This is a genomic window from Capsulimonas corticalis (genome assembly GCF_003574315.2).
Taxonomy (GTDB): Bacteria; Armatimonadota; Armatimonadia; order Armatimonadales; family Capsulimonadaceae; genus Capsulimonas; species Capsulimonas corticalis.
Genome location: NZ_AP025739.1, coordinates 1,872,696 through 1,895,552 on the forward strand (window position 1 = coordinate 1,872,696; position 22,857 = coordinate 1,895,552).

Annotated in this window: 19 protein-coding genes; 7 read left to right on the forward strand and 12 right to left on the reverse strand. The window is 61.2% G+C overall.

What is annotated here, in order from left to right; all coding sequences use genetic code 11:
* Positions 1 to 10: 10 nt before the first annotated feature.
* The 6 genes from D5261_RS07955 to D5261_RS07980 all read right to left on the reverse strand — a co-directional run bounded on the left by D5261_RS07955 (position 11) and on the right by D5261_RS07980 (position 8,277).
* The gene (locus tag D5261_RS07955; RefSeq protein WP_165864356.1) at positions 11 to 811 is read right to left on the reverse strand and encodes a prepilin-type N-terminal cleavage/methylation domain-containing protein; all 801 of its coding nucleotides are present in this window, start codon (positions 809 to 811) and stop codon (positions 11 to 13) included.
* A gap of 17 nt (positions 812 to 828) precedes the next feature.
* Positions 829 to 1,023 carry a hypothetical protein gene (locus tag D5261_RS07960; RefSeq protein ID WP_119322628.1) on the reverse strand — a complete coding sequence of 65 codons (195 nt, stop codon included), beginning with the start codon at positions 1,021 to 1,023 and terminating at the stop codon, positions 829 to 831.
* A gap of 227 nt (positions 1,024 to 1,250) precedes the next feature.
* Positions 1,251 to 4,688 carry a glycosyl hydrolase gene (locus D5261_RS07965; protein WP_119322627.1) on the reverse strand — a complete coding sequence of 1,146 codons (3,438 nt, stop codon included), beginning with the start codon at positions 4,686 to 4,688 and terminating at the stop codon, positions 1,251 to 1,253.
* Positions 4,689 to 4,739: 51 nt separating this feature from the next.
* On the reverse strand, positions 4,740 to 5,522 hold the full coding sequence (locus D5261_RS07970) for a phytanoyl-CoA dioxygenase family protein (protein ID WP_119322626.1): 783 nt from the start codon (positions 5,520 to 5,522) through the stop codon (positions 4,740 to 4,742).
* A gap of 13 nt (positions 5,523 to 5,535) precedes the next feature.
* Positions 5,536 to 7,095 (reverse strand): family 43 glycosylhydrolase, encoded by a 1,560-nt coding sequence (locus D5261_RS07975; protein ID WP_218025653.1) that lies wholly within the window; start codon positions 7,093 to 7,095, stop codon positions 5,536 to 5,538.
* A gap of 126 nt (positions 7,096 to 7,221) precedes the next feature.
* Positions 7,222 to 8,277, reverse strand: coding sequence for an AraC family transcriptional regulator (locus D5261_RS07980; protein ID WP_119322624.1), 1,056 nt, complete (start codon positions 8,275 to 8,277; stop codon positions 7,222 to 7,224).
* Between the two features lie 44 nt (positions 8,278 to 8,321).
* Between D5261_RS07980 and D5261_RS07985 the strand changes: the two genes are divergently transcribed.
* Both D5261_RS07985 and D5261_RS07990 read left to right on the forward strand, forming a co-directional pair.
* Positions 8,322 to 9,305 (forward strand): amidohydrolase family protein, encoded by a 984-nt coding sequence (locus tag D5261_RS07985; protein WP_119322623.1) that lies wholly within the window; start codon positions 8,322 to 8,324, stop codon positions 9,303 to 9,305.
* Between the two features lie 102 nt (positions 9,306 to 9,407).
* Positions 9,408 to 10,289 (forward strand): AraC family transcriptional regulator, encoded by an 882-nt coding sequence (locus tag D5261_RS07990; protein WP_174721487.1) that lies wholly within the window; start codon positions 9,408 to 9,410, stop codon positions 10,287 to 10,289.
* 19 nt (positions 10,290 to 10,308) lie between these two features.
* Here the strand turns inward: D5261_RS07990 and D5261_RS07995 are convergent, their stop codons facing one another.
* Positions 10,309 to 10,542, reverse strand: coding sequence for a hypothetical protein (locus D5261_RS07995; RefSeq protein WP_119322622.1), 234 nt, complete (start codon positions 10,540 to 10,542; stop codon positions 10,309 to 10,311).
* A gap of 278 nt (positions 10,543 to 10,820) precedes the next feature.
* Between D5261_RS07995 and D5261_RS08000 the strand changes: the two genes are divergently transcribed.
* Both D5261_RS08000 and D5261_RS08005 read left to right on the forward strand, forming a co-directional pair.
* On the forward strand, positions 10,821 to 12,563 hold the full coding sequence (locus D5261_RS08000; protein WP_165864355.1) for an alpha-amylase family protein: 1,743 nt from the start codon (positions 10,821 to 10,823) through the stop codon (positions 12,561 to 12,563).
* 95 nt (positions 12,564 to 12,658) lie between these two features.
* Positions 12,659 to 14,014 (forward strand): glycosyl hydrolase, encoded by a 1,356-nt coding sequence (locus D5261_RS08005; RefSeq protein WP_174721486.1) that lies wholly within the window; start codon positions 12,659 to 12,661, stop codon positions 14,012 to 14,014.
* Between the two features lie 9 nt (positions 14,015 to 14,023).
* Here D5261_RS08005 and D5261_RS08010 read toward each other — a convergent pair whose 3' ends face one another.
* Complete coding sequence (locus tag D5261_RS08010) at positions 14,024 to 15,085, reverse strand: glycoside hydrolase family 183 protein (RefSeq protein WP_301002451.1); 1,062 nt, start codon at positions 15,083 to 15,085, stop codon at positions 14,024 to 14,026.
* A gap of 170 nt (positions 15,086 to 15,255) precedes the next feature.
* Here D5261_RS08010 and D5261_RS08015 point away from each other — a divergent pair, with 170 nt between their 5' ends.
* On the forward strand, positions 15,256 to 17,442 hold the full coding sequence (locus D5261_RS08015; RefSeq protein ID WP_119322619.1) for a catalase: 2,187 nt from the start codon (positions 15,256 to 15,258) through the stop codon (positions 17,440 to 17,442).
* A gap of 51 nt (positions 17,443 to 17,493) precedes the next feature.
* Here D5261_RS08015 and D5261_RS08020 read toward each other — a convergent pair whose 3' ends face one another.
* Positions 17,494 to 18,078: a hypothetical protein gene (locus tag D5261_RS08020; RefSeq protein WP_119322618.1), complete on the reverse strand. Its 585-nt coding sequence runs from the start codon at positions 18,076 to 18,078 to the stop codon at positions 17,494 to 17,496.
* A gap of 134 nt (positions 18,079 to 18,212) precedes the next feature.
* Here D5261_RS08020 and D5261_RS08025 point away from each other — a divergent pair, with 134 nt between their 5' ends.
* On the forward strand, positions 18,213 to 18,557 hold the full coding sequence (locus tag D5261_RS08025; protein WP_119322617.1) for a hypothetical protein: 345 nt from the start codon (positions 18,213 to 18,215) through the stop codon (positions 18,555 to 18,557).
* Positions 18,558 to 18,755: 198 nt separating this feature from the next.
* The gene (locus D5261_RS08030) at positions 18,756 to 20,297 is read left to right on the forward strand and encodes a hypothetical protein (RefSeq protein WP_119322616.1); all 1,542 of its coding nucleotides are present in this window, start codon (positions 18,756 to 18,758) and stop codon (positions 20,295 to 20,297) included.
* Here the strand turns inward: D5261_RS08030 and D5261_RS08035 are convergent.
* From D5261_RS08035 to D5261_RS08045, 3 genes are all read right to left on the reverse strand, one after another.
* Entirely contained in the window at positions 20,289 to 20,996 is a 708-nt protein-coding gene (locus D5261_RS08035) for an alpha/beta hydrolase family protein (RefSeq protein WP_119322615.1), read from the reverse strand. The two genes, D5261_RS08030 and D5261_RS08035, sit on opposite strands and share 9 nt — an antisense overlap.
* 72 nt (positions 20,997 to 21,068) lie before the next feature.
* Positions 21,069 to 21,995 (reverse strand): nucleotidyl transferase AbiEii/AbiGii toxin family protein, encoded by a 927-nt coding sequence (locus D5261_RS08040; protein WP_119322614.1) that lies wholly within the window; start codon positions 21,993 to 21,995, stop codon positions 21,069 to 21,071.
* Positions 21,995 to 22,759 (reverse strand): type IV toxin-antitoxin system AbiEi family antitoxin, encoded by a 765-nt coding sequence (locus D5261_RS08045; RefSeq protein WP_119322613.1) that lies wholly within the window; start codon positions 22,757 to 22,759, stop codon positions 21,995 to 21,997. Before D5261_RS08045 ends, D5261_RS08040 begins: the two co-directional genes overlap by 1 nt.
* Positions 22,760 to 22,857: the final 98 nt, after the last annotated feature.

Here is a 22,857-nt window from a genome sequence, read left to right on the forward strand (position 1 = left end):
GTTTGCGATATTACTGATACCGCTGGCCTAGCTGCGCCAATCCCTGCACCATCGCCGGCTCTGGGGTGTCGCAGTTCAGGTCATACGTCGGTCCGCAGGCCGAGCCTGACCCTGAATAGCCGTTCGACCCCGATCCCAAAGATCCCCACATATTGAACGGCGTCGCCGTGGCGACCGGACGCATGGCCTTGGCGTGGCCGTCGCAGAATACGTAGTTCTCGACTCCTGTATGGGCGGCGAACCCGAAGGTGGACATGTCCGAGGGCGAGATCTCCGGCCACATGTAGTCGGGGCTCGGAAACATCTCCGCCGTGACTTCGCAGATGATGATCTTCTGCGCCGGCTCGTTGACCGACGCCATCGTGCCGATCTCGCTGCTGAAGTAGCCATGCGGCTGCGGAACGCGCGAGTTCATGGCGTACGACTCATGCAGGAACGGCGCGAACGTGGTCTTGTTGGGACACACGGGGCCGGTGTCCGGGTTGGACGGGCAGACGTAGAGGTTGGCGCTCTTGGTGTAGGGGTAGATCGCCTGGGACCACCAGTAATCCGTCTCGAAGCCGTTGCCGCCGTAGGTCTGCCCGGGATCGTTGATGCGCAGGGCGGGATACGCCTCGTCGTTGTCCTGGACGTACTGCATGATGCCCAGTCCAAGCTGCCGCTCATTGGAGAGACAGGAGATCTGCCGGGCCTTTTCCCGCGCCTTGGCGAAAACGGGGAAGAGAATAGCGGCAAGGATAGCGATGATAGCGATAACAACGAGTAACTCGATCAAAGTAAACCCTTTTCGGGTGTGTCGAATGATTTTCATGGAGATATCCCTTTCGATTAATGATGGACGGGCGCTCCCGTCCCGTTCGGAAGATTCTGCGGAGCATGATATGAAGTGGGCATCTTGAGATCGCTGTTGGGCGCCTGCGGGCGCAAAACATGGACGCCGTAGAGAACGATAGCAAAAAGCGCAACGATAACGACTGCGGCTCCGCTCCAAAACGGTAATTCTCGCTGCTGCTGGATATTCATGAGATGACGCCTCCCGTATCCGCTGTTGCTTTCGCCGGACAATCGAATATTCCGCTGGTCCCCTGCGCGGTGTGGCGCGATGGAAATGAGTTTATCAATCAACGCAACACGTTCCAGAGTGTTACCAGTATATCTGCTCGGCAGGATTCTGTCAAGCGATTTTCTGTTGGGATTTCTGCTTTTCCATGGGCGCGCGGCGCTGCGGGGGACCGATAAGCTTGTGCGTGTTATTGCTTTATCGATTGGAGCGTGACCGGGCCGAGCAGCCCGGACGGCTCCAGCGGGGAGTCGGGATGGTAGTTGTTGTACGTGACGGAGGTCAGGCGCTGCGCTTCGGGTTTTCCGGAATCGCCGATCAGCCGATTGACCCAAAGATTCGCGACCGTCACTTCCAGCGTATTGCCGGCCGGTTTGAGAACGCCGGCGGGAATGGACACTCGCCACGGAGCGCACCAGACGATTCCGAGATCGCGCCCGTTGAGACGGACGGCCGCCAGATTTTTGACATCGCCCAGCGAAAGCGCCGCTGAGGATGCCTGGAGCGCTGTCCTGGGGGCGTCGAATGTGGTCGTGTAAATCGCCTTGCCTGAGTAGTGCTGAATGTCCGTCTCGGGACGTTTGCTCCAGTCGTCCAGCCGCGCGAAATCGATGTGCGCGGGTCCGCCCCATTGGGGATCGAAGGCGACGCTCCAAGGTTTGATCAGCGTCATGAGCGTGCGGTATTGCGGAAAGTTCTCGGCGGACATCGCGGTTCCCATCGTCGGCTTGCGAAAAAGAACAAAGCCGCTTTCGAACGGGCCGAGGCGTATCGGGATCGTGGTGAGACCGTGCGCCGCCGAATATTCGCCGAGGCGGCGCGAGGATCCGGAAAGCGCGTCCCACCATTCGGGCTGAAGTCCGGCGACCCGAAATACGCCCCTGGTTGTGATGGCCTGGCCGCTTTTGTTGGCGATGAAGTACAGCTCGCCGTCCGGGAGATGACGGTGGATATATCGGATCGGTTTTCCAGATGAGAAGTCTGGAGCGATTCCCAGGCCGCGCACCTGCGCGGCCGTCGCCGCGTAGTTCTGGTATACGGTCGTCCGCCGCGCGCTCGCGCCCCAGGGACCCATCCCATACGGCCCGAGAACTTTCGCCGCCGTGAACTCACCCATCGCGGTTTGCGACGCCGTCCAGCCGGCGTCCGTGACGACCGTCTGCCGCTCGCCGTCCGCGTATTCGATCTCGATCTTGCCGATCAGGCCCGCCGGATTCGCGCCCGCCGTCCCGGCGTCGTTGACCGCCGTCACGCCGATCGCGTTCTTTCCCGGCTTGAGCGATTTCGAGATATCCAGCGCCGCCGGCGTGGACCAGGCCAGGCCGCCGCCGGCGGCGCGCCCATTCACGGACAGCGCAAAGGAGTTATCGGCGGACATCGTGACGACCGCCGATTTGATCTTGCGGCCCGCGAGAATCTCGATCGTTTTTCGGAAGTATCGGGCACCGGCCGGAGCGTCGCGCGCGGGATCGCCTTCGTCAAACCAGATCCATTGGGCGTCGCTCAGATTCGCGCTGTTCGTCCCCTGGCCGGTGTCCAGCAGGACGCGTCCCCGGCCGACCGCGCGCGCGGCGGCGTAGGGCGCCGCGCCCCAAAGATGGGCGGCCAGCGACTGCACTTCGGCGTCGCACGCGGGATAATTTGCGAGACTGGGGGATTTGCTGGGCGGCGCGCCGATCACGACGGCGCCGTCTTCCACAAGCTGCGTGACCTTGCGCAGCAGCGCCGGGGTCATCGTGTCCCAGTGCGGGAGAACAAGCACCCGGTAGCTCATGCCGTCGGGGAAGACGATGCGGCCGCCACGCGTCTTTGCATGGGCGATAAGATTGAGCGGCGAGCAGCCGTCGAAGCCGTAACCCTTATGGTCCGGCAGCAGGTTGGCGTCGAGAGATGTGGTGAGCGCATCGTCCGGCGCGGCGAAGACCTGCGGGGCGCCCTCGGGAGTGACATAGAGAATATCCGACACCGGCAAGCCCTGGCGCAGCATCTGGCAGCAGCGCGCGATATACCGATGGAACGCCGGCGCCATGTCCCACCAGGTCTGTGTGCGCTCCCAGTTGACTCCGTACGGCCCCATCATCATGCCGGGGAATTTGTCCATGTCCGGCTGGTGCTGCGATCGGTGAATCACGAACTTGTTGATCCCCGCGCACAGCGCCCAGTCGAGCTGCTCCTTCATCACGCCCGGAAATTGACGCCAGTCTTGATTGGGGGCGGCGGTGAACGATTCGGCGCCGACGATCTTTCGCCCGTTCGTGTGCGCGACGGAGACCACTTCGATGCAGCTGTAATTCGAGGGCAAGGCGTAATGGTTGGACCAGAACTCGCACATCGGCAGATCGGCCATGCCGCCCAGATCCATGTCGGCCGAGGGGTTCAGATCGTACGGCTCCACCGAGAGCGTCAGTCCATGCTGGTGCGCGTAGTCGGCGAGATAACGGGCGTGGACGCCGACGATCAGGTCCGACGCCGTCTGGCGCAGATCCCAGAGGAAGCGCTCGGAGCGCTCGCGGCTGCCGACAATATGTCCGGTCATCACCGGCAGATAGGGGGCGGGATCGTAGCCGCGCCGCTGGGTAAACTCCTGGCGGAAGCGCGCCGACCAGTTCTGCGACGACACCTCCCAGCTGTCGAAGTGCAGCATGGTCAGTCCGGCGGAGCCGCCATAGTATTTCGGCCCGACAGCCCCGAGGAGATTTCCGACAAACGCATCGAACTGCGCCGCGACTCCCTCGCGGTCGAACTTATCGCTTTCAAAGCCCAGGCCGGCGTCCGGCGCGGGACGCGTCGTCTGCCCGGTGGTCGTGCGTCCGAAGCGCATGATCGTCCAATTGCCGGCGGGAACATCCCAGGAGAGGCGACCGTCCGCGCCCAGCTTCGCGGTCAGCTCGATGACCTTGGCGGCCGGAATACATTGGTCGCCTGGGACCGACGCGCCGGCCGGCGGATCGAACTGCCACGGAACCTGGCCGGACGACACTGAGCCGCGATAATAAAACGCCTTGCTGTCCACATCGTCAATGCGCGCGTTTCCGGCGGGTGTTGGGAAGGCGACGACCGACACGTCCTGATAGAAATCGAGCCACTGGCGCCGCCCCTCCTCCGTCATCGTTCCCTCGCCAAAAAATGGCGGGCGGGGTTTGGGGCGCGGCAGGAGTTCGTCAAAATGCGCTGGCCCGGCGACGGTTGTTTCACTGGCGACCAGATGCTGCATGGACTCTTCGGGTTTGATCCATGGCCCGCCGTCGCCGCACCAGCCCGGTCCCGTCTCCAGCGAAAATTGCAGGCCCAGACGCTTCGCCTCCCGCACCCCGTAGACGAAGTTATCCCGCCACTCGGGGCTCATGAACGCGACCGGCCCTTTCGGGACGCCAAGATTCACGTCCATTCGAATCACGCCGCCGATCCCCGCCTTTTGCAGCGCCTCCAGATCCGCGCGCATGCCCCGCTGGGTCTCGTTCCCGTCCATGAAGAACCAGTAAACCCAGGGCTTCGCCGTATCCGGCGGCGTGACGAAGCTTTGGCGAAGCGTGTCCGGGTGGGCGGCGCGCGCCCCGATGGGCGCGCCGCCGGCGAGGGCGAGAACGATGGCAAGGCCGAAATGTGTGAGACGGTGGGTTTCGATCATGGGATGGAGGCGCCTGTTTTCGTGAGCATAACGAGAGTCCGCGAGGGGCGGTTATTGCGGCCAAACGCGCGCGAATCGTTCTCCCTGAATCACTTCGCCGTCGGAGACGGTAATAAACTGTTTCATCGGGTGGCTGCCGGCGGCGACAAAGCGCGTGTCGTCGCCCATGTAGTGCAGGGCGATCGCGCGGCGGGGCCGGCCGCTGATGTTCGCCGACGAGCCGTGCCAGGTGAGCGCGTGGTGAAAATGGACGTGGCCCTTTTTGACCGGGCAGACGCGCACTTCGATCGCGTGGCCGTCGAAGCTGCCTGGCATATCGTCGAACGATTTTCGCGTGTGCAGGTAGTCGATGTTGTTTCCCCAGAGGTGGGAGCCGGGGACCATACTCATGCAGCCATTGCTCAGATCGACATCGTCCAGCGCGATCCAGGCCGTCACCTGAGTCATCGGCGTGATCGTCGGCCAGTAGGGGGCGTCCTGGTGCCACATGTTGACGCCGCCGCCGCCCGCCGGCTTGAACTGGATCTGGTCGTGCCAGAGACGCACTTCGGCGGCGCCCGTCAGCGCGGCGATGGTTTGCGCGATCTCCGGGTGATACGCGAGGCGCGCGAACGGCGGGCTGACGTCGGAGATATTCACGATCTGCCACACCGGCGATTCGGGCTTGCCCATGTTCGACAGCATCACCGGCTGCGGGACGCTCGTGTCGCCATGGCTGTCGATTACCCGGTGCATCTCCGCGCGCAGCGTGTCCACTTCGTCGTCGCTGAGCACCGGCCCGCCGAGCACAAATCCATCCCGATGAAACTGTTCTTCCTGATCTCGAGTTAGCATCTTGACGCTCCTATCACTTCTGGATAACGGTTCTAAACATGAGAGTTCGATTTTGTTCGGCGGCAAACGCGCCGCCGCTGTCACTGCTGTAAGCCGCGCCGCCGCCCGGATAAGGCGCCAGGTCGTTGTATTCACAGCCATAGCGGGCGCCGCTGGACGCGGACTTCACGACAATCGCGTAGCGAACGCCGGATTTCACGGAGATATTCGGATGAACGGTCGCATATTTCGGCGCCCAGCCAATGGCGTCCGGCAGGATTAAGATCGAGCTGAGCGCACTTCCGACCGGCTGGAAGGCGTCGTTCGCCGGATAGATTTCCATCGTCAGGCCGGCGTCCGGATTGCCGTTTTTAAATGTGGAGAACGAGACGGCGCTGAGCTTGCCGTCGCGGGTGGCGATGAACGACTGGGACCGCTGAATATTGGCGCCGATATCGCAATAGCTCGTAAACCCGTCCACGCCGGAAGTACTGTCCAGATCGGCGATGGATGGTTTGAGAGCGGCGTCCGGCTTGAGGGCGACACTGACTTTATTCTGGCGTTCGATGGGGGTGATGGAGCCGTCGGCGGAAAACGTCAGCGGCGCCCAATAGAAGTTGGCGAGCGCTTCGTTCTTGGCGCCGTTATTCCACAGGTCGCTTCCGTAGAGAAAGATCACCTTGGCGCCCAGCTTAATCGTGGAAACAAAGGAGGGCTGCCCGCCGGAGGAATTGTCGCTGATCCGAATTCCCTCGGACCAGGGGCCCAGCGGAGTGGGGGCCGTTCGATACGCGGTTCCCGTGCCGGAGCAGTATCCACAGTTTGGGTCCGAATAAAGAAGGTAATACTTGCCGTTGCGCTTCATCAGCGCCGGCGCTTCCGTTTGCCCGGGAGTGACCGATTCCACATGCCGCCCGGTCCCGGACGTATAGTCCGCATTGAGCTTTTCAATGACAATGGAGCCGCCCGTTCTCCAATCGGTGTAGGCGAGATACGCCGCGCCGTCATCATCCACGAACGTATCATGATCGCCATTATTCAGCCCCGCCGCCGGCGCATTATTGTTGACCGCAAGCGTCGGCTCCGCGATCTCCGCAAATGGGCCGACCGGAGTTTTGCTGGTGAAGACGCGGTATCCGACACGGTTGTCATAGACGTTGATCCACAGGACGTACAATCTCGTTTTTGGGTTGTAAATCACATGGGGACGGTAGCAGCCGTAGGTCGCTCCGTTACAGCGTGTCTGCCAAACGGGGGTTCTGGCGTCAAACAAAAACCCTTTGTCCGTCCAGTTCACCAGATCGACGGACGTATAGACTTTGAAGCCGCAAAAGGGCGCTGATTTATTTCCCCACTCATAGCCACAATCATAGCTGGTTCCATAGAGATAGAACATTCCGCCAAAATCGGCGATCTCCCCATCATGAGCGTCAATGGCTGCGGCGACAGAGTCGAATCGGGTGAGCTGAAGTCCCTTTGCGCTGAAATTGACAAGCGTCGAATCCGCTTTTTTGTTGTCGGGTTTCGCAAGGGCGCCGAGTGGAAGCAAAGCGCAAACCGCGAGGCTCATCCCCAATGTCGTAAAACGTCGCATGTCAATCTTCCTGATTTTCGCCGCCGGCATACGACAACGCCTCCGCGGCTCGCGTTCCTGTGAAAGGATGTACGGATTCTAACGTATGGAGAGCCGGGGATCAATGGAAAATCGGCCAATCGGTTGTTATGCTTGGGATTCGTCTTCGGAGGCAAGAGATCGGCCGAACAGAACGGCGGCGCGGAACTGGGTGGGCGTCAGGCCGTCGACGCGGCGAAACACTTTGCTGAAGTAGAACCGATCCTCGAACCCCGTCATCGCCGCGATCTGCTTGATCTGCAAACCGGGATCGGCGAGCAGACGCCGCGCCTCGGCAATGCGCCGCTGCTGGATATAATGCTGCGGCGAAACGCCCGTCGCCTCGCGGAACAGAGTCACAAACCGGCTCCGTCCGATGCCCGCGACCTGCGCCAGCTCGTCCAGCGTCAGGGGAGATGCGAGGCTCCCGGCGATATGGGCCAGCACGCGCCCCATGCGTTCGTGGTTGACGTGGGAGACGACGCCGTAGGCGTCGCCCGCCTCCGGCCGCGCGCCCCAGCGCAGCATCTGCGCCAGCACGCGCGCCATCCGGCTGCTCGCCTCCAGGACGCTCAGCGGATCGTCCTCCTCGGCGTGACTGTCCACGATCTCCCGCAGCGTCTGCTCGATCCAATGCCCCGGCGCGAGGCTGACGATCGGCGCCGGTTTGAGGCCGCCCGGCCAGACGATCTCATAGGGGTCGCGTCCATCGGGCGCATCCAGCGGCTGCGGCGTCTCCGGGCAGAAGTCGAAATGCACGGCGATATGCGCGCTCCTCGCTCCGCCCGGCGACTGGAACGCGTGCGGAGTGAATGGGGGAATGAGCAGCATCGTTCCCGGCTCCGCAAGCCGCGTTTCCGATCCCATGGAGATCGACGCGACCCCGCGCAGCACGAGCACCAGTTCATGGTCGTAGAGGATCCGGTCCGGGATCGTCAGGACCGATTCATGCACATGGGCGATGCGAATCACGGGATGAATCTGTTCGAAACGCAGCAGGATCCGGCGCTTCGGCTCCGTAGGGCCAAACGGCGAGGCGCGCTGAACGAGGGAATGGTCGGACGTACGGCGGGCGATCATGGCGATCTGTTCCCCATGACGCTTTGGATTACCTGCTATTTCTTCACGATGCTTGACGACCAGGCAAAATCCTCGGATAATCATTTGCAAAGCCTCACAATGAGCATGAACGCTGACAAAGGAATCTCATGAAAATCGTCGCGATAGAAGAACATTTTCTCTCACCGGATGTGCGGGCGTCTTGGGCGGCGTCCAGCGCCGGGCAAGATGACAGTGGGTCGCTGCACCTTGGGGAAATGGAGACGAGGCTGGAGGAGCTGAGCGAGGCGCGCATCTCAAGGATGGACGAAAGCGGCGTCGATATGCAGGTCTTGTCCTTGACCAGCCCGGGGTTACACAATCTTGAGCCAGCGGAAGGCGTCTCGCTCGCGCGCCGGACAAACGACCTGATCGCCGCGACGGTCGCGGGCCGCCCGGACCGTTTCGATGGCTTTGCCACAATACCCGCCAGCGCTCCGGGAGAAGCCGCCGCGGAGCTCGAAAGGTGCGTGCGTGAACTGGGGATGAAAGGCGGAATGCTGTTTGGGCGAACGCAGGACAAGAATCTCGACCATCTGGACTTCTTGCCGATCTTCGAGACGGCGGCGCATCTGCGCGTCCCACTGTTCATCCACCCGCAAACGCCGTCCCGCGCGGTGCGGGAAGCCTACTACTCTGGCTTCAGCCCGGAGGTAGACCTTGCGTTTGCGACCTTCGGCCTCGGCTGGCACTACGATTGCGGGATTCAGTTTCTTCGGCTTGCCCTGGCCGGCGTCTTCGATCGCTTCCCGGATCTCCAGATCATCCTCGGCCATTGGGGAGAGGTTGTGCTCTTTTATACCGAGCGACTGAAGGCGTTCTCTCGCATCGCCAAACTGGAGCGATCCGTCGTTGACACCATGCGTGAGAATCTCTATGTGACTCCAAGCGGTATGTTCAGTCAATCGAATTTTCACCACGCCGTCGAGATCGTTGGCGTCGATCGTGTTCTATTCTCGGCCGACTACCCCTATCAATATCGGCCTGGCGGAGGCCCGAAGCATTTCATAGAGCAGCTTCCGATCGGCCAAGACGAAAAAGAAAAGATCGCGCACGGCAACTGGGATCGTCTCACTCACGCCATTCGTCGATAGACAGATCAACCGGTTTGGTGAAACCTGTCCATACAAGGCAGGCAATGACAGGACACGTGTTCGCCTTCATGATATGATGCGTACGAAAGGGAGGTGGGAAGATTGCAGTGGCTGGACCGAATGATGGACGCTTTGGAGTATTTGGAAGCGCATCTGGACGATGAGTGTGATGTCGGTGAGGCGGCGCGGGCGGCTTGTTCGTCGACGTTTCACTTTCAGCGCATGTTCCATATGCTGACCGGCGTGACCGTTGCCGAATATGTCCGCAAGCGGCGGCTTTCGCTGGCGGCGCAGGAGCTGGCGTCGTCGCGCGTCAAGGTGATCGATGTCGCGATGAAATACGGCTACGATACGCCCGAAGCGTTTTGCAAGGCGTTTCGGCGGGCGCATGGATTGACGCCGTCGGACGCGCGCCGGTCCGGGGCGCGGCTGAAGGTCTTTCCACGGATGTCCTTTCAAATATCGCTAAAGGGAGATCAGGATATGGACTATCGAATGGTGGAGAAGCCCGGATTCCAGGTGATGGGCAAGGCGCAGCGCGTGTCTACTCGGGATGGCGAAAATATGAAAGCCATTCCGGAGTTCTGGAGCCGGACGATGCAAGAGGGCGACGTCAAGCGCCTCGCGGAGCTGACATCCGCAGGCGGAGTGGTGGGAGACGCCATCCTGGGCGTGTGTACGGAGTTCCAATACGACCAGCAGGAGTTTACGTATCTGATCGCCGTCGAGGCGGGGGCGGCGCCCCCGCCGGACGGCTGTGTGGTGAAGGAGATCCCGGCCGCCACATGGGCGGTCTTTGAATCCGTCGGAGCCATGCCGGACGCGATACAAAAGGTCTGGGGGCGGATCTTCTCCGAGTTCTTCCCTTCGACCGGCTTTGAACACGCCGAAGGCGGGCCGGAGCTGGAGGTCTATCCGCCCGGCGATGTGAGCTCGGATGATTACCGGTGTGAAGTATGGGTCCCGGTCGTGAAAAAATCCTGAGCCGCAGGAGCCGCGGATCTTATCTCCGCGGCTCCTGTTCCTTTGCCGCCGCAATCGCCTCGCGAAGCTTCGATGCGACCTCCCGCTGCTGCTCCGAAACACGCCGCTGATGCTCGGCGACTTCTCGCTGAGCATCAGCGACCTGTCGATCGAGCTCCGCGCGCTCCACGAGCGCGTCCGTGTCCGGACATGGATCCACACTCGGCGTCTGCGTCGAGTCCTGAGTAACCTGTTCCGGCCGTTCTTCCGTCATTAAGCTCCCCTTGCGATTTGATGTGCTAAAACATTTTAGGTATTTACCCGCCGTGGCCGGGCGACGAAGCATTATTATTCAGATATTTTTGGAAGGACACGGCGTCCAAATTTCCAAATGGCGGAGACGAGCTCTTTGCTTGACAAACGAAAACGATCGTGATAGAATGCTCGTGACAGGATCCCCCAAACGATTGGGGAAGATCTGTATAGGACACCAATGGAGGTTTCGCCATGTTTCGTCCGTTTTGCCGCCGTCATCTTAAGCCGTTAGTAATAATGTCTTTTGCTGCAATCGCTATTCAGTCTGCCGCGCCCAGCCGCGCGGATGTCCTGCTTCAGGGTTTTTACTGGGATGTGCCTTCCTACGCCGCCGGAAGCAGCAGCGCGCCGTGGTGGTGGGATAAGCTCGCCGGCCAGGCCAACGCCTTTCGGCTGGCCGGATTCACGGCGGTCTGGCTGCCGCCGGCGCTGAAGGGAGCGGCGGGAGGCTATTCCGACGGTTACGATCCCTTCGACGACTACGATCTCGGCTCGAAGACTCAGATGGGAACGACGACGACTCGATACGGGACGCGCGAGCAGCTGGAGCGCTGCTGCGCCATGATGCGCGCCAACGGTCTGAACGTCTACGCCGATATCGTGGACAATCATCGGAGCGGCGACGACGGGTACTACAACTTCCATTATCTGGACGCTTACGGCAACGCGAACTCCGGCCGTTTCCAAAAAGGGCAGTATGACTTCCACCCCAATGTCCCGCAGGATTCTAATGTTCCGGCCGGCAGCGGCGAGGCCAGCTTCGGCCGTGACCTGGCGCCGATCAACGGGGCCAGCCATTGGGTCTATAACGGACTGGAGGCTGCGGGGGATTGGCAGACGAAGGCGCTGGACTTGCAGGGATATCGTCTGGACGATGTCCTTGGGATCTCCACCGACTGGCTGCTGCCCTTCTTAAATTACGGCGCGATGGCGGGTAAGTTCGCCGTCGGCGAGTATTACGACAGCAATCTGAGCAACGTTTCCTACTGGGTCTCCACAAGCATGCAGGGGCGCAGCAGCGCGTTCGATTTCCCGCTGCGCAGCCAGCTCAAGCAGATGTGCAACAGTCCTTCGTCGTTTAATATGGCGAACCTGGACCATGCGGGCCTGGCAGGCAGCGATCCGTACCACGCCGTGACCTTTGTCGAGAACCACGACACCGACCGCTCCGAGCCGATCACACAGAATAAGATGCTGGCGTACGCCTATATTCTGACCTCGGAAGGCTATCCCAGCGTCTTCTACAAAGATTACAGCACCGATTCGGGGTGCTACGGCTTGCAGACCCCGATCAACAATCTGGTCTGGATTCACGAAAAGCTGGCGTCGGGATCGACGCTCCAGCGCTATAAGAATAACCTGGCCTTTGTTTACGAGCGGCAGGGCGGGTCCCATCTGCTCGTCGGCCTGAACAACAACACGGGGTACGGCTACAATCTCACCTGCGCCACCGGCTTCGGCGCCAACGTTCATCTGCACGACTACACCGGCCACGCCGCCGACGTCACGACCGATGGCGGCGGCAATGTGACCCTGGCCCTGCCGGCGGCGGTTAGCGGAAACGGCTATGTCTGCTATGCGCCGGCTGGCGTGAGCGGCGGCTTCACCGTCAGCGGCGTCGCCACCACCCAGGAGTACGCCGGCGCGCAGGATCTGGATATCAAGCCCGCCGACAACACCGCGCAGATTCAGGTCTGCCGCGTGTGGGTGGCGAGCGGTTCGCCGGTCACCGGCGCGCTCTTTTACGACACGGCGTCATGGACCTCCAGCACGGACATTAAGCTGGAGCTCGACAACCCCGCTGGAACCGCCGTCGCGACCAAAACCTACCTGTCGGGCACGGCGCAGGGCGCGACCATCACCGCGACCGCGCCGAGCAACGGATGGTACACCTTCAAGATCCGTTCCGACAGCACGCCGACGGCCAATCCAAAGCCGGCGTACTGGCTTCGCGCGACGTATAAATCGACGCTGAATTAGTTAAAGGCCAAACGGTGAATTTACGGCGCGCCAGAATCCGCCGCGATTCTGGCGCGTCTTCGTCTTGACCGGGGGATCCGTGGTATAAAGGATCCATGAGCATTCGATTTCGCGGACGCGCACTCTTCTGCCTTCCCATTCTGCTGCTGGCGGGCCTGACCGCCACGCCGACGCCCGCCGGAGCGGCGGGCGCAAACGCCGTCAGCGCCGCCGATTTCCTCAACTCTCTCGGGGTGAACTCCGCGATCTCCGGACGCGGGGAGAGCCTTTCAAAGACCATCGACTGCGCGAAGTACCTTGGGATCCGCTGGTTCCGTTCGGGGACCGAAGGCGATATTCCACTCCAGGACTTGATCGCGCTGCACAAAGAAACGGGCGCGCGGCTGAGCTGGGGGCTGCTGAGCGGCGGCTCGGATATCCCCAAGCTCATCCAAACGGCGAAGCCGCTCGCGGCGGCCGGCGCTTTGCTGGCCTTGGAAGGGCCCAATGAGCCAAACAACTGGGGCGTGACCTATCAAGGCGAGGCGGGCGGCAAGAACCTGACATGGGTTCCGGTCGCGAAGTTACAGAGCGGTCTCTACAAGGCCGTCAAAAGCGATCCCGTCTTGAAAAAGTATCCGGTCTGGTCCATCAGCGAGAACGGCGCCGAGACCGACAATGTCGGGCTGCAGTTTCTGGCAATCCCGAAGGGTGCGGGGGCGGTCATGCCGGACGGCGCCAAATACGCCGACTTTGCCAACGTCCATAACTATATCTATCACCCGAACTCGCCCGGTCTGGCGGACAACAAGACGTGGAACGCCGCCGATCCGACCCAGACCTGCAAGGTAGACGGGCTTTACGGCGAGTACGGCCTGACATGGGGGCGTCATTTTCCCGGATATTCGGAAGCCGATCTCATTTCGCTGCCCCGAGTCACCACGGAAACCGGCTGTATGATCGACGGCCCGGTGACAGAGGAGATCCACGCTCGGAATCTCCTGAGCATGTATTTGGACCAGTTTAAGCGCGGCTGGAGTTACACCGCCGTTTACCTGCTCCGAGACCGCGTGGATGAGGCCGGCAACCAGCAGTTCGGCTTTTACAAGCCGGACTACTCCCCGCGCAAGGCGGCCGTCTATCTGCACAACCTGACGGCGATCCTGGCGGACAATGGCGCCGCGCGGAAGCCGGGGAAACTCGGCTACGCCATTCCCGACGAACCGGCGACAGTCCACGATCTGCTGCTTCAGAAGAGCGGCGGCGCATGGGAGCTGATCGTGTGGGGCGAACAGATCGAGGGCGCCAGCAGCGTCACCGTCCACCTGGGCGGCGTGTACGGCCTGGTGAAGGTTTACGATCCGACGGTCGGCGCGGACCCGGTCCTGACCTACCATCAAATCAACGCCGTCCCGCTGACGCTGAGCGATCATCCGCTGATCGTTGAGATTCCCGCGAGCCGCCACGCCTGACGGGTCCCGTTACCGTTTCAGAGACGCATGCATCCAGAAGACATTGTACGGCGTCCACTGGGACATCGTAAAATAGAGATCCGGCCCCGCATTATGGATCGGATCGATGTAGCCTCCATAGAGAGCAGGAAAATCTTGCGCGCTCGCGAGGATTTTCCCATCCGTCCACGGCCCGATCAGCGCCGGCGCATCACGCAGGACGAGTGCGTGGCGGTTTTCGTCCAGGGTCACCATCAGCCAGCGATGGAAGTAAGAATTATACGCGACCGATAGCTCGGCGATCGGCCCGCGCACGACCGGGCGCGCCGCCGCCTCATCGCCGGTCCGCCACACGGAGCCGTCCCAGTACTGGTAGGCGGCGCCGTCCAGCATGGCGCTTCCCGGAACGCGCGCGAGATAGGCGTCGCCGTGACGGCCGTTCGGCGTGCCGAGCAGATAGACCGTTTCGCCGATTTTGGCGAAGGCGGCCTGCTGGAATTTGCTGTCGCCCGCCGGCGTGTTCGGCCAGAGCGGAGTGCTGGGCCGTGTCCACGTCGCGCCGCCGTCGTCGGAATACGCCATCCCCCCTTCATTGGTGTCCCAATAGCCGGGCGCGCCCCAATGCCGCACCGCCATATAGTGAAGAAATTGCCGGGCGCCGACGGATACGCCGGCCGTCGGAATGATCGTCCACTCTTTCTCATTCCGCTGCGCGCGCAGCAGCTCTTTGGCGTGTCCGGGCGTGTCGTGGATCATGCGGCTAAACGCCAGGCCCGTCGCCGGATCGGCGTCGCGTGAGAGCGCCAGCACATTGCTGCGCCAGTCCGCCTCGCTTGGCCCGGCGCCGTTCCCTCCCCAGCCCTTGCCGTAGGTGTCGCCGAACACAACTCGAATCTCGCCGTCTCCCCCGTCCCAGAGAATCCCAAGATCGGTCCCCAGAAGCGCATCGCTTTGATCCGTATGATTGGGGTTCGGCAGCGCTTCGCCCGCCGGCGTTGCGCCGGTCACACGCGCGATCTTCGCCGCCGGGCCCGGCGTGACGGCGCCGGCCACGGAAGCGGATAGGACGATCAATGTCAGTATTCCTTTCAAGCGCGAACTCCCCCGTTCATTTCCCAAGTTTGTGCGAATAATACTGAAAATGACGGCGTTTGTAAAGACCCCGCCCGCACGGTTTAAATCCCATGAGAAACGGACACCCTTCAATGGAACACGCGCACGGGGCGCGCTACTCATTCGACGAAGGGGAACGACCAGCACTCATGAGCGAGAAACAGATATCCAGCTTGCCGAGCAAAGATCAGGACCTGGCGTCCGTCACCACGGCGGACACGGAGCCGATGACGACCAACCAGGGCCAGCCGGTCACCGACGACCAGAACTCGCTGAAGGCGGGCCATCGCGGCCCAACCCTGCTGGAGGACTTCATCCTCCGCGAGAAGATTCAGCACTTCGACCACGAACGGATCCCGGAGCGTGTCGTCCACGCGCGCGGCGCGGCGGCGCATGGGTTCTTTCAGGTTTACGAATCGCTCTCGGATTTGACGACCGCCAAAGTTTTGACCGATCCATCGCTGAAGACGCCGGTCTTTGTGCGCTTCTCCACCGTCGCCGGCTCGCGCGGCTCGGCGGATACGGCGCGCGACGTTCGCGGCTTCGCTGTCAAGATGTACACGCCCGAAGGCAACTGGGACCTCGTCGGCAACAATATCCCGGTGTTCTTCATCCAGGACGCGATCAAGTTTCCCGATCTGATCCACGCCGCCAAGCCCGAACCGAACAACGAGATCCCTCAGGCGGCCACCGCGCACGATACGTTCTGGGACTTTATCTCGCTGACGCCCGAATCCATGCATATGGTGATGTGGATCATGAGCGACCGTTCGCTGCCGCGCAGCTTCGGCCAGATGGATGGCTTCGGCGTCCACACCTTCCGATTGGTCAACGCCGAGGGCAAGTCGACGTTCGTCAAGTTCCACTGGAAGCCGATTCTTGGCGCGCATTCGCTGGTGTGGGACGAAGCCCAGAAGATCGCGGGCAAGGACCCGGATTTCCACCGCCGCGATATGTTCGACTCGATCGAAATGGGCAATTTCTTCGAATGGGAGCTTGGCCTGCAAATTCTGGCCGAGGAAGACGAGCACAAATTCGACTTCGATATCCTGGATGCGACCAAGCTCTGGCCGGAAGATCTGATCCCCGTCAAGCGTGTCGGCAAGATGACCCTGAACCGCAATCCGGATAACTACTTCGCTGAGACCGAGCAAGTCGCGTTCATGACGACCAATATCGTGCCGGGAATCGACTTCTCCGACGATCCGCTGCTGCAAGGCCGTAACTTCTCCTATCTGGACACGCAGCTCAGCCGCCTCGGCACGCCGAACTTCGCGGAGCTGCCGATCAACCGGCCGGTCTGCCCGGTGTCCAACAACCAGCGTGACGCCCATATGCGCCACACGATCAATAAGGGCCGCGTTTCCTACGCCCCGGCTTCGCTGGACGGTCACTCGCCGGCCGAAGTCACGCCGGCGCGTCCGGGCTTCGTGAGCTATCCGGAGCAGGTCGAAGGTCCGAAGGTGCGCGTCCGCAGCGAAAGCTTCGGCGATCATTACGGCCAGGCCCGGCTGTTCTGGAACAGCCAGACGGCGATCGAAAAGCAGCACATCGCTAAGGCGCTTCAGTTCGAGCTGAGCAAGGTGGGAACGCGCGAAGTCCGGCAGCGGATGCTGGGACATCTGGAGCAGATCAACGACGTGCTGGCGGCGCAGGTCGCGCTGGCGCTTGGCGAGAAGGTTCAGACAAACCATCAGACGGCCACTCCGCCTGGATCGGCCGATTCCGCCGACCAGAGTAAGGTGCTCGCGGCTGCGGTGACGCAGACCACCGCCTCCGGCGGCGCGGAGCGCACATCGGGCCTGAGCCTGGTCGAAGGTCAGCCGCAGTCGGCCAAAGGCCGCAAGGTCGCCATTCTGGCGGCGGACGGCGTTGATGTGGCGCAGGTGAAGGCCATCGAGAAGGCGCTGACCGCCGGAGGCGCGCTTCCGGAGATCGTCGGAACGCATCTGGGGACGCTGACTGGCGTCGGCGGCTCGGTGGAGGCGACAAAGACCTTCGCCAACACCAGCTCCGTACTCTTCGACGCCGTGTTCGTTCCCGGCGGCGCCGACAGCGTCGCGATGCTGACCGCCCAGGGCGACCCGCGTGTCTTCATCGCCGAAGCCTACAAGCACGCCAAACCCATCGGCGCGCTCGCCGAAGGCGCCGCCCTGCTGGCGGCCGCGCTTCCGAAAGCCTCCGTACCCGCCTCCAAGGGCAAGACGGCCGAGCTTCACGGCGTCGTCAGCGCCGCCGAAGCCGCCGATGTGAACGCGCTCGGCGCCGCATTCCTCGCCGCCGTCGCCGCCCACCGCCACTGGGACCGCGCCGACCTCGACACCGTCGCGGCGTAATTCGCCCCAACACGATCGGCCCTGGACGCATGCGTCCAGGGCCGATGTTCGTTAGCCTTTGCCCGCAGACGCGCTTTCGTGCTTGTCCAATACCGCGCGCACTTGCTTACCCACTTCGTCCCCCATCAATTCCTGAAAGTGGTAGGCCGAGCAGATTCCCGTCACGTTCTGCTGAATCTCCCCTTGCACCGTTCCCTGATACCAAACGCTTTGCTGAGAACCGACGGGAGCAGTTGATTCTGGGTCGCCGTCGGAAAGGAGCACATGGTAGGTGCAGACGCCTGTTTTGTAGAGAGGAACCCAGTAAGGCCCTTTTGTCTCCAGCGTCTTCACCACGATATGGACCGGCGGTTTCGCCCCCGCCGCCCCGGCAATCGCCTCCCGAAGGCGCTTCATCAGAACCGCGTCTCCATGAGATTTCACAACGATCGCCGCCGGCTGGCCCAGCGCCTCGGCGGATTGCGGAAGGGGCTGGGCGGAACTGGAGGATGAGGCGTCGCTCGACATACTGGATGCGCTGCTGCTGGCCGAGTAGAGATTGAGACTGATGTGGCCGGTCTCGCGCAAATATCCAACGAGAACGAAAGCGACTACGATCATGGTTGTGGTCTTGCGATTGGGGCGTGAGATTGGCATGGCGACTCCTGATCGAAGATTGTCGTTCACTGAGTGAGACACGATCGGCGAGAATTCGTTGCAACGGAACTAATCGCCGCCTGTCACGCGCCGACTCTGGAGATCACATTCATGCGCGCCCAAGGAGACTACCGATGCGTTCCAAGTTCCAGAAGTACACCCTCGCCGCTCTCGCCGCCGTTGCGGCGGTCGCCGCCGCCAACCTGACCCTTTCGTCAACTCCACCCGCCCACGCGGAGGACATCAGCTCGCTGTCCTCTTCCCAACTGCAAACGCTCATCAGCTCCGGCGCTAGCCTGCAATTCGACGCCTCCCGCTTTTCCGTGGCGCAACTCACGAACCTTGTCGTTTCCGCCAGAAATGCGGGCAACCAGCCCACGAACCTGACTCTGGTCAATGTCGGCAAGTTCTCCTCCAGCGATCTGATGATCGTCGCCGACGCCGGCAAGGGGCATGTGACGTTTATTTTGGATAAGTGAGCTGCAACTTCCTGTCGCGCGGTAGGTCACAGTCATTGTATCGTCCAGATGCGCGAGACGGCGCGGGGCGTGGGAACAAATGCGCTCCGGCGTTCGCCTTGGCAGTATCGAGAGTTTGCCAATAGCGTTTGCGGCGGTATCTTTCATGAGGAGAGATAAGTACGTTTCGCCGTGGACGGGTCATCAAGGAGGAATACGATGTCTTTTGGAACATTCGCGCCGAGGCGATTTCGTCCATTTCTTCCCGTATGTCTGGCGTTCGGGGGAGCGGCGGGCTTATTGACGGTCGCTGGCTGCCGTCACGATTCGACTCCGGCGGCGCCCACGGCTTCCGTCGCCGTCAATTCGCCGGTCAGTCCCCCGCCGGCGCCGGCGTTTCAGCCATATACCGTTCTGCCGCAGCAGCCGCCCGCGCCGGCGGTGGTGACGCACGCGCATCGCAATCTGCATCTGATCCATACCAACAACCGTGTTGCGCTGGCGGATACGAGTGGACGGGTTTATGACGTTGGACGCGATGCGTCCGGCCATATTTACCCGATCTATCGCTCTCCCAGTGACGGGCGCAGGTATCCGCTGTATTATGACTCCGCGCGCGACCGTTATTATCGGGTGGCGCGGGACGATCAAGGGCGATATCTGCGCGGCTACGCCGACGATCCCGCAAACCAGTACTACGCGGTCGATCGCGATTATGAACGCGATACGCCAAGCGACAGCGACCGTCCGATCATCACCAACAATTATACGAATAACTATTACGAGAACGGCGCGCCTTACGGCTCCCATGGCGATCAAGCCGCGCCGGCCCAGCATCACGGCAGCCACAACAATAACTGGCTGTGGGCCATTCCCGTGGTCGCCGCCGCGTACTTCCTGCTGCGCCCGCACCACTCCAGCCCGCCGAAGCCGCCGTATTATCCCCAGCGGTCTGCTTACGTCCACACGATTCCGGGGCGCTCGATCACACAGATCAACAGCAACAACCGAATCGTCAACAACACTCACATCGTCAATCAGGTCAATAACTTCAACTATGGCGGCGCCGGATATCCGTATCCGCACGGCTCGTTCCACCCACGGCCCATCGCCCCGAGCAGCGGCGCATTTCATAACAGGCACAATGGTTACGACGACCGCGTTCCCGGACGTCCCCCCGGAATTCCATCCCATGGTCTATGGCCGCCGCGCTTAACGCCGGCTTCGCATCCGGCGCCGGCGCAGCATATCTTGCCGCCGCGTGGCTTTGGCAAACCGGCGCCGCCCAAACAACAACACGCGGCTGTCACCCCCGATCACCCGCGCCTGGCTCCGCCGGTTCCGAAAATCCTGCGGAAGCCCGCCGCGCGGCCGCTTGCCGTTCGGCGGCCTGGGAGGCCCTTGCCAAAACCCGCGCCCGTGCGCCATATCGATCCGCCGATCCACCACGCCGTAAGGCCGGTGGTCGCGAAGCCGTTCTTCAAGCGCATCACGAAGCCCGCCGCGCCGATTGCGAGGTCCGTCGCTCCGATCGCGAAACCGGCGCCGGCGCATCTGGTGAAGACGATCCGCCGCGCGGAGCCGCCCAGGCCGGAGCCGCGCGCCATTCCCCGGCCCGTGGAGCCGGCGCGCCATGAAGTCGCGCGCACCGAAGCAAAACCCGCGCCGCGTTTTGAGGCCCCGAAGCGTGAGGAGCCTCAACATGACTCAGCGCGTCCGAAGCCGTCGGGAAGCCGGCCTGGCGGCCCGAAGCTACGATAGGCCGCGCAGTACAAAGTCCGTCGCGGTCCGCTGGGGCTTGTCATCCAGCGGGCCGCAGTGGCCGACGCCGGACAGTTCGAGGTAAGTCAGCTCATGGCCGGCGTCGCGCATTCGCGCCGCGAGAATGTCGGAGTGATGCTCTTTCGCGACCGCGTCGTCCTGGTCGCCATGGATGATCAAGTAAGGCGTTCGCGGCATCCGATCGATTTGCCGCGTCGGGGAGTTGGCGATGAGCGCCTCGGAAATGTCGCCATAGGAATGGTAGGCTGCGTGGAAGGTGCGCGGCAGATCCGGGCGCTCGCCGTAGTGGTAGAGCAGGTCGCAGACCGGACTCAGCGCGTAGCAGCGGGCGACGGCGTGGCGTGAGTTCATCGTGTAGGCGAGCGCGGCGTGTCCGCCCATGCTGCCGCCGGTGGCGATGACGGGCGTCTCAGGAGCCAGACCGTATTTGAGCCGAATCGCCTCGATCAGCTCATCGATAAACGCCACGGTCTCCGGGTTCATCCACGCCCATGGGCTGTAATAGGGCATAACCACAAGGCCGCCGGCGTTCGCCCACTCTTGCTCCTGGTCCCCGATCCCGTCTTTGAGCTTCGTAGTGCCGCCGAGCCCGGCGAAGCTGAGGATAACTCCCCGGATCGGGCCGCTTAGAAATTGGCCGCCGGTCCAGGCGACCTGATCGATCAATTCTTCCCGCATGGTTTCTCCTTATGGCCGCGTCCGCCAAATGCACGGGCAAGCTCTGGTAAAATCTCTCCAGATTGAACTGGGCTATGCCGAAGGTCTGGCGCCGGTCAGACTTTGTTTGAGTTCTCCCATCTGCTCACGATGTTTGGTTGGATTGCTTTCTTTTAGGTTACGAATGTTTTTCAGCTTCCATTGCACGGCGGGAAATTTCTCAAAGTCGGCAAATCCGTAGCGGTCCCATTCCGGCTCGCCTTGCTTGAAGCTCATTAAAAACTCTCTATCGGTTTCAGTGAGTTTGTTGGTTACTGTCGCGATCAGTGTGCTTCGCGTTTCCTCGAACTGTCCATAGCTGAAGGGCTCCTGCGTCATTCCTTCAAAATGGTTCTCCAGAGTTGCTCGCTGGTCAATGAGTTCAGGGCGGATAAGTTCATGCATTGGGCGGTCGCCGCTCAAAAGGCAGAGTAAGAAGCCGCGCTTAATGTTGTCGTCGAACCCTGAAGTCTGGAGCATGTATTTAATGTCGAACAGATCGCGAGGGTGTTGTCTGGACAGAGCGGCGCAGATCTTGCCGCCATAAAGCTGCCCAATAGGGATGATCCGCATTTCCGCGAAACGATCGAATGTTTCTTGAGTTTGTTCGCAGAGAACACGCATCTCTGGATCGCCCAAGGCTCCACGCATGGTTGTGTTTACTTCAACCTTTATCTGTATGCGCCGACGGCCGCAGAGAAGCTTCGCACGGCGTTCGTCAACCGAAACTCGGATCTCGGGGGATTTCGCAGTGATTCTGGCTTGGATCGATTTCAGCGCGTCGGCAATATTCGCCAGTGTCGTTTCTCTTTCTTCAAGCAGCAGGTAGGTGAGATCAAGGTCCACGGACAGGCGTGGCATGTCGCGTACAAACAGATTGATGGCGGTGCCGCCGTGCAGCGCAAAACACTCTTCTTCCGCGACCGCCGGCAAGATATCGAGGAGTAAGCGGACTTGATCTTGATATTTGATGGCGCTCATCAGTTTGTCAATTCTTTCGGGACGGTGATTTGGTATTTGGGAACGTAGACACCGCCTTGGACAAGGCTTCGTTTTCCATGACCTATTTCTATTTTAGAATGATCGAGATGCCGGAACCAGGCATGCCCCGCCTGTTCCGCCATAAAGAGAAAGAGGCGTTTGACTTTGACGGAGCGGCATTGCTCCATTAACTGCTGAACTGTCGTAGGCCGGAGCGCGTTCAAGCCTTCCATGATCTGATAAGCTTCCACCAGATCGAATTCGTCGGGGGATAGATACAGACATTCCATCATGGCTCGTGCGGCGGTGGATGCTCTCACAGTGAACAGTTTACTCTCCACATCCACTAGTCCGAGATGGGGCGGAAGGAAGTGCGTATGGTGCAGCCGTAGTTTGACGCCCCAATCGTAGCTCTTAAACCAGGCCGGCATATTGACGCTGCGAGGAGAAAACAAGTGAACCGTTTGAGAGTTGAGTTCTAGATAATGCGCTTGCCCCTGCATCCCTAGCGCCGTCCGTCCACCGATGTGGATATCCAGGCGCGCCTGGTCCTGGATTGCGTAAAGACCGCCAAGCCAATCGACGGTGTCTCCTGTACGGCGGAAAGCGCCGTGTCCGATGCTTTCAATCCAGGCGGTAGACTGATAGACCTGCTGAAGCTGGCGGGACACGCCCATTTGTTCAAGCCATGAAGACAGGGCGGCCGTCCCAGAAGGCCATGTTCTGAGTACGGAGTTTATTTTTGTTCCGGAATGTAAACCCATAATTTACATTATACAATAAATATAAACTGATTAGATACTGACTCCCGTTATGGCCGCGTTCGCCAAATGCACGGGCAAGCGAATGAACGGGCAAGCTG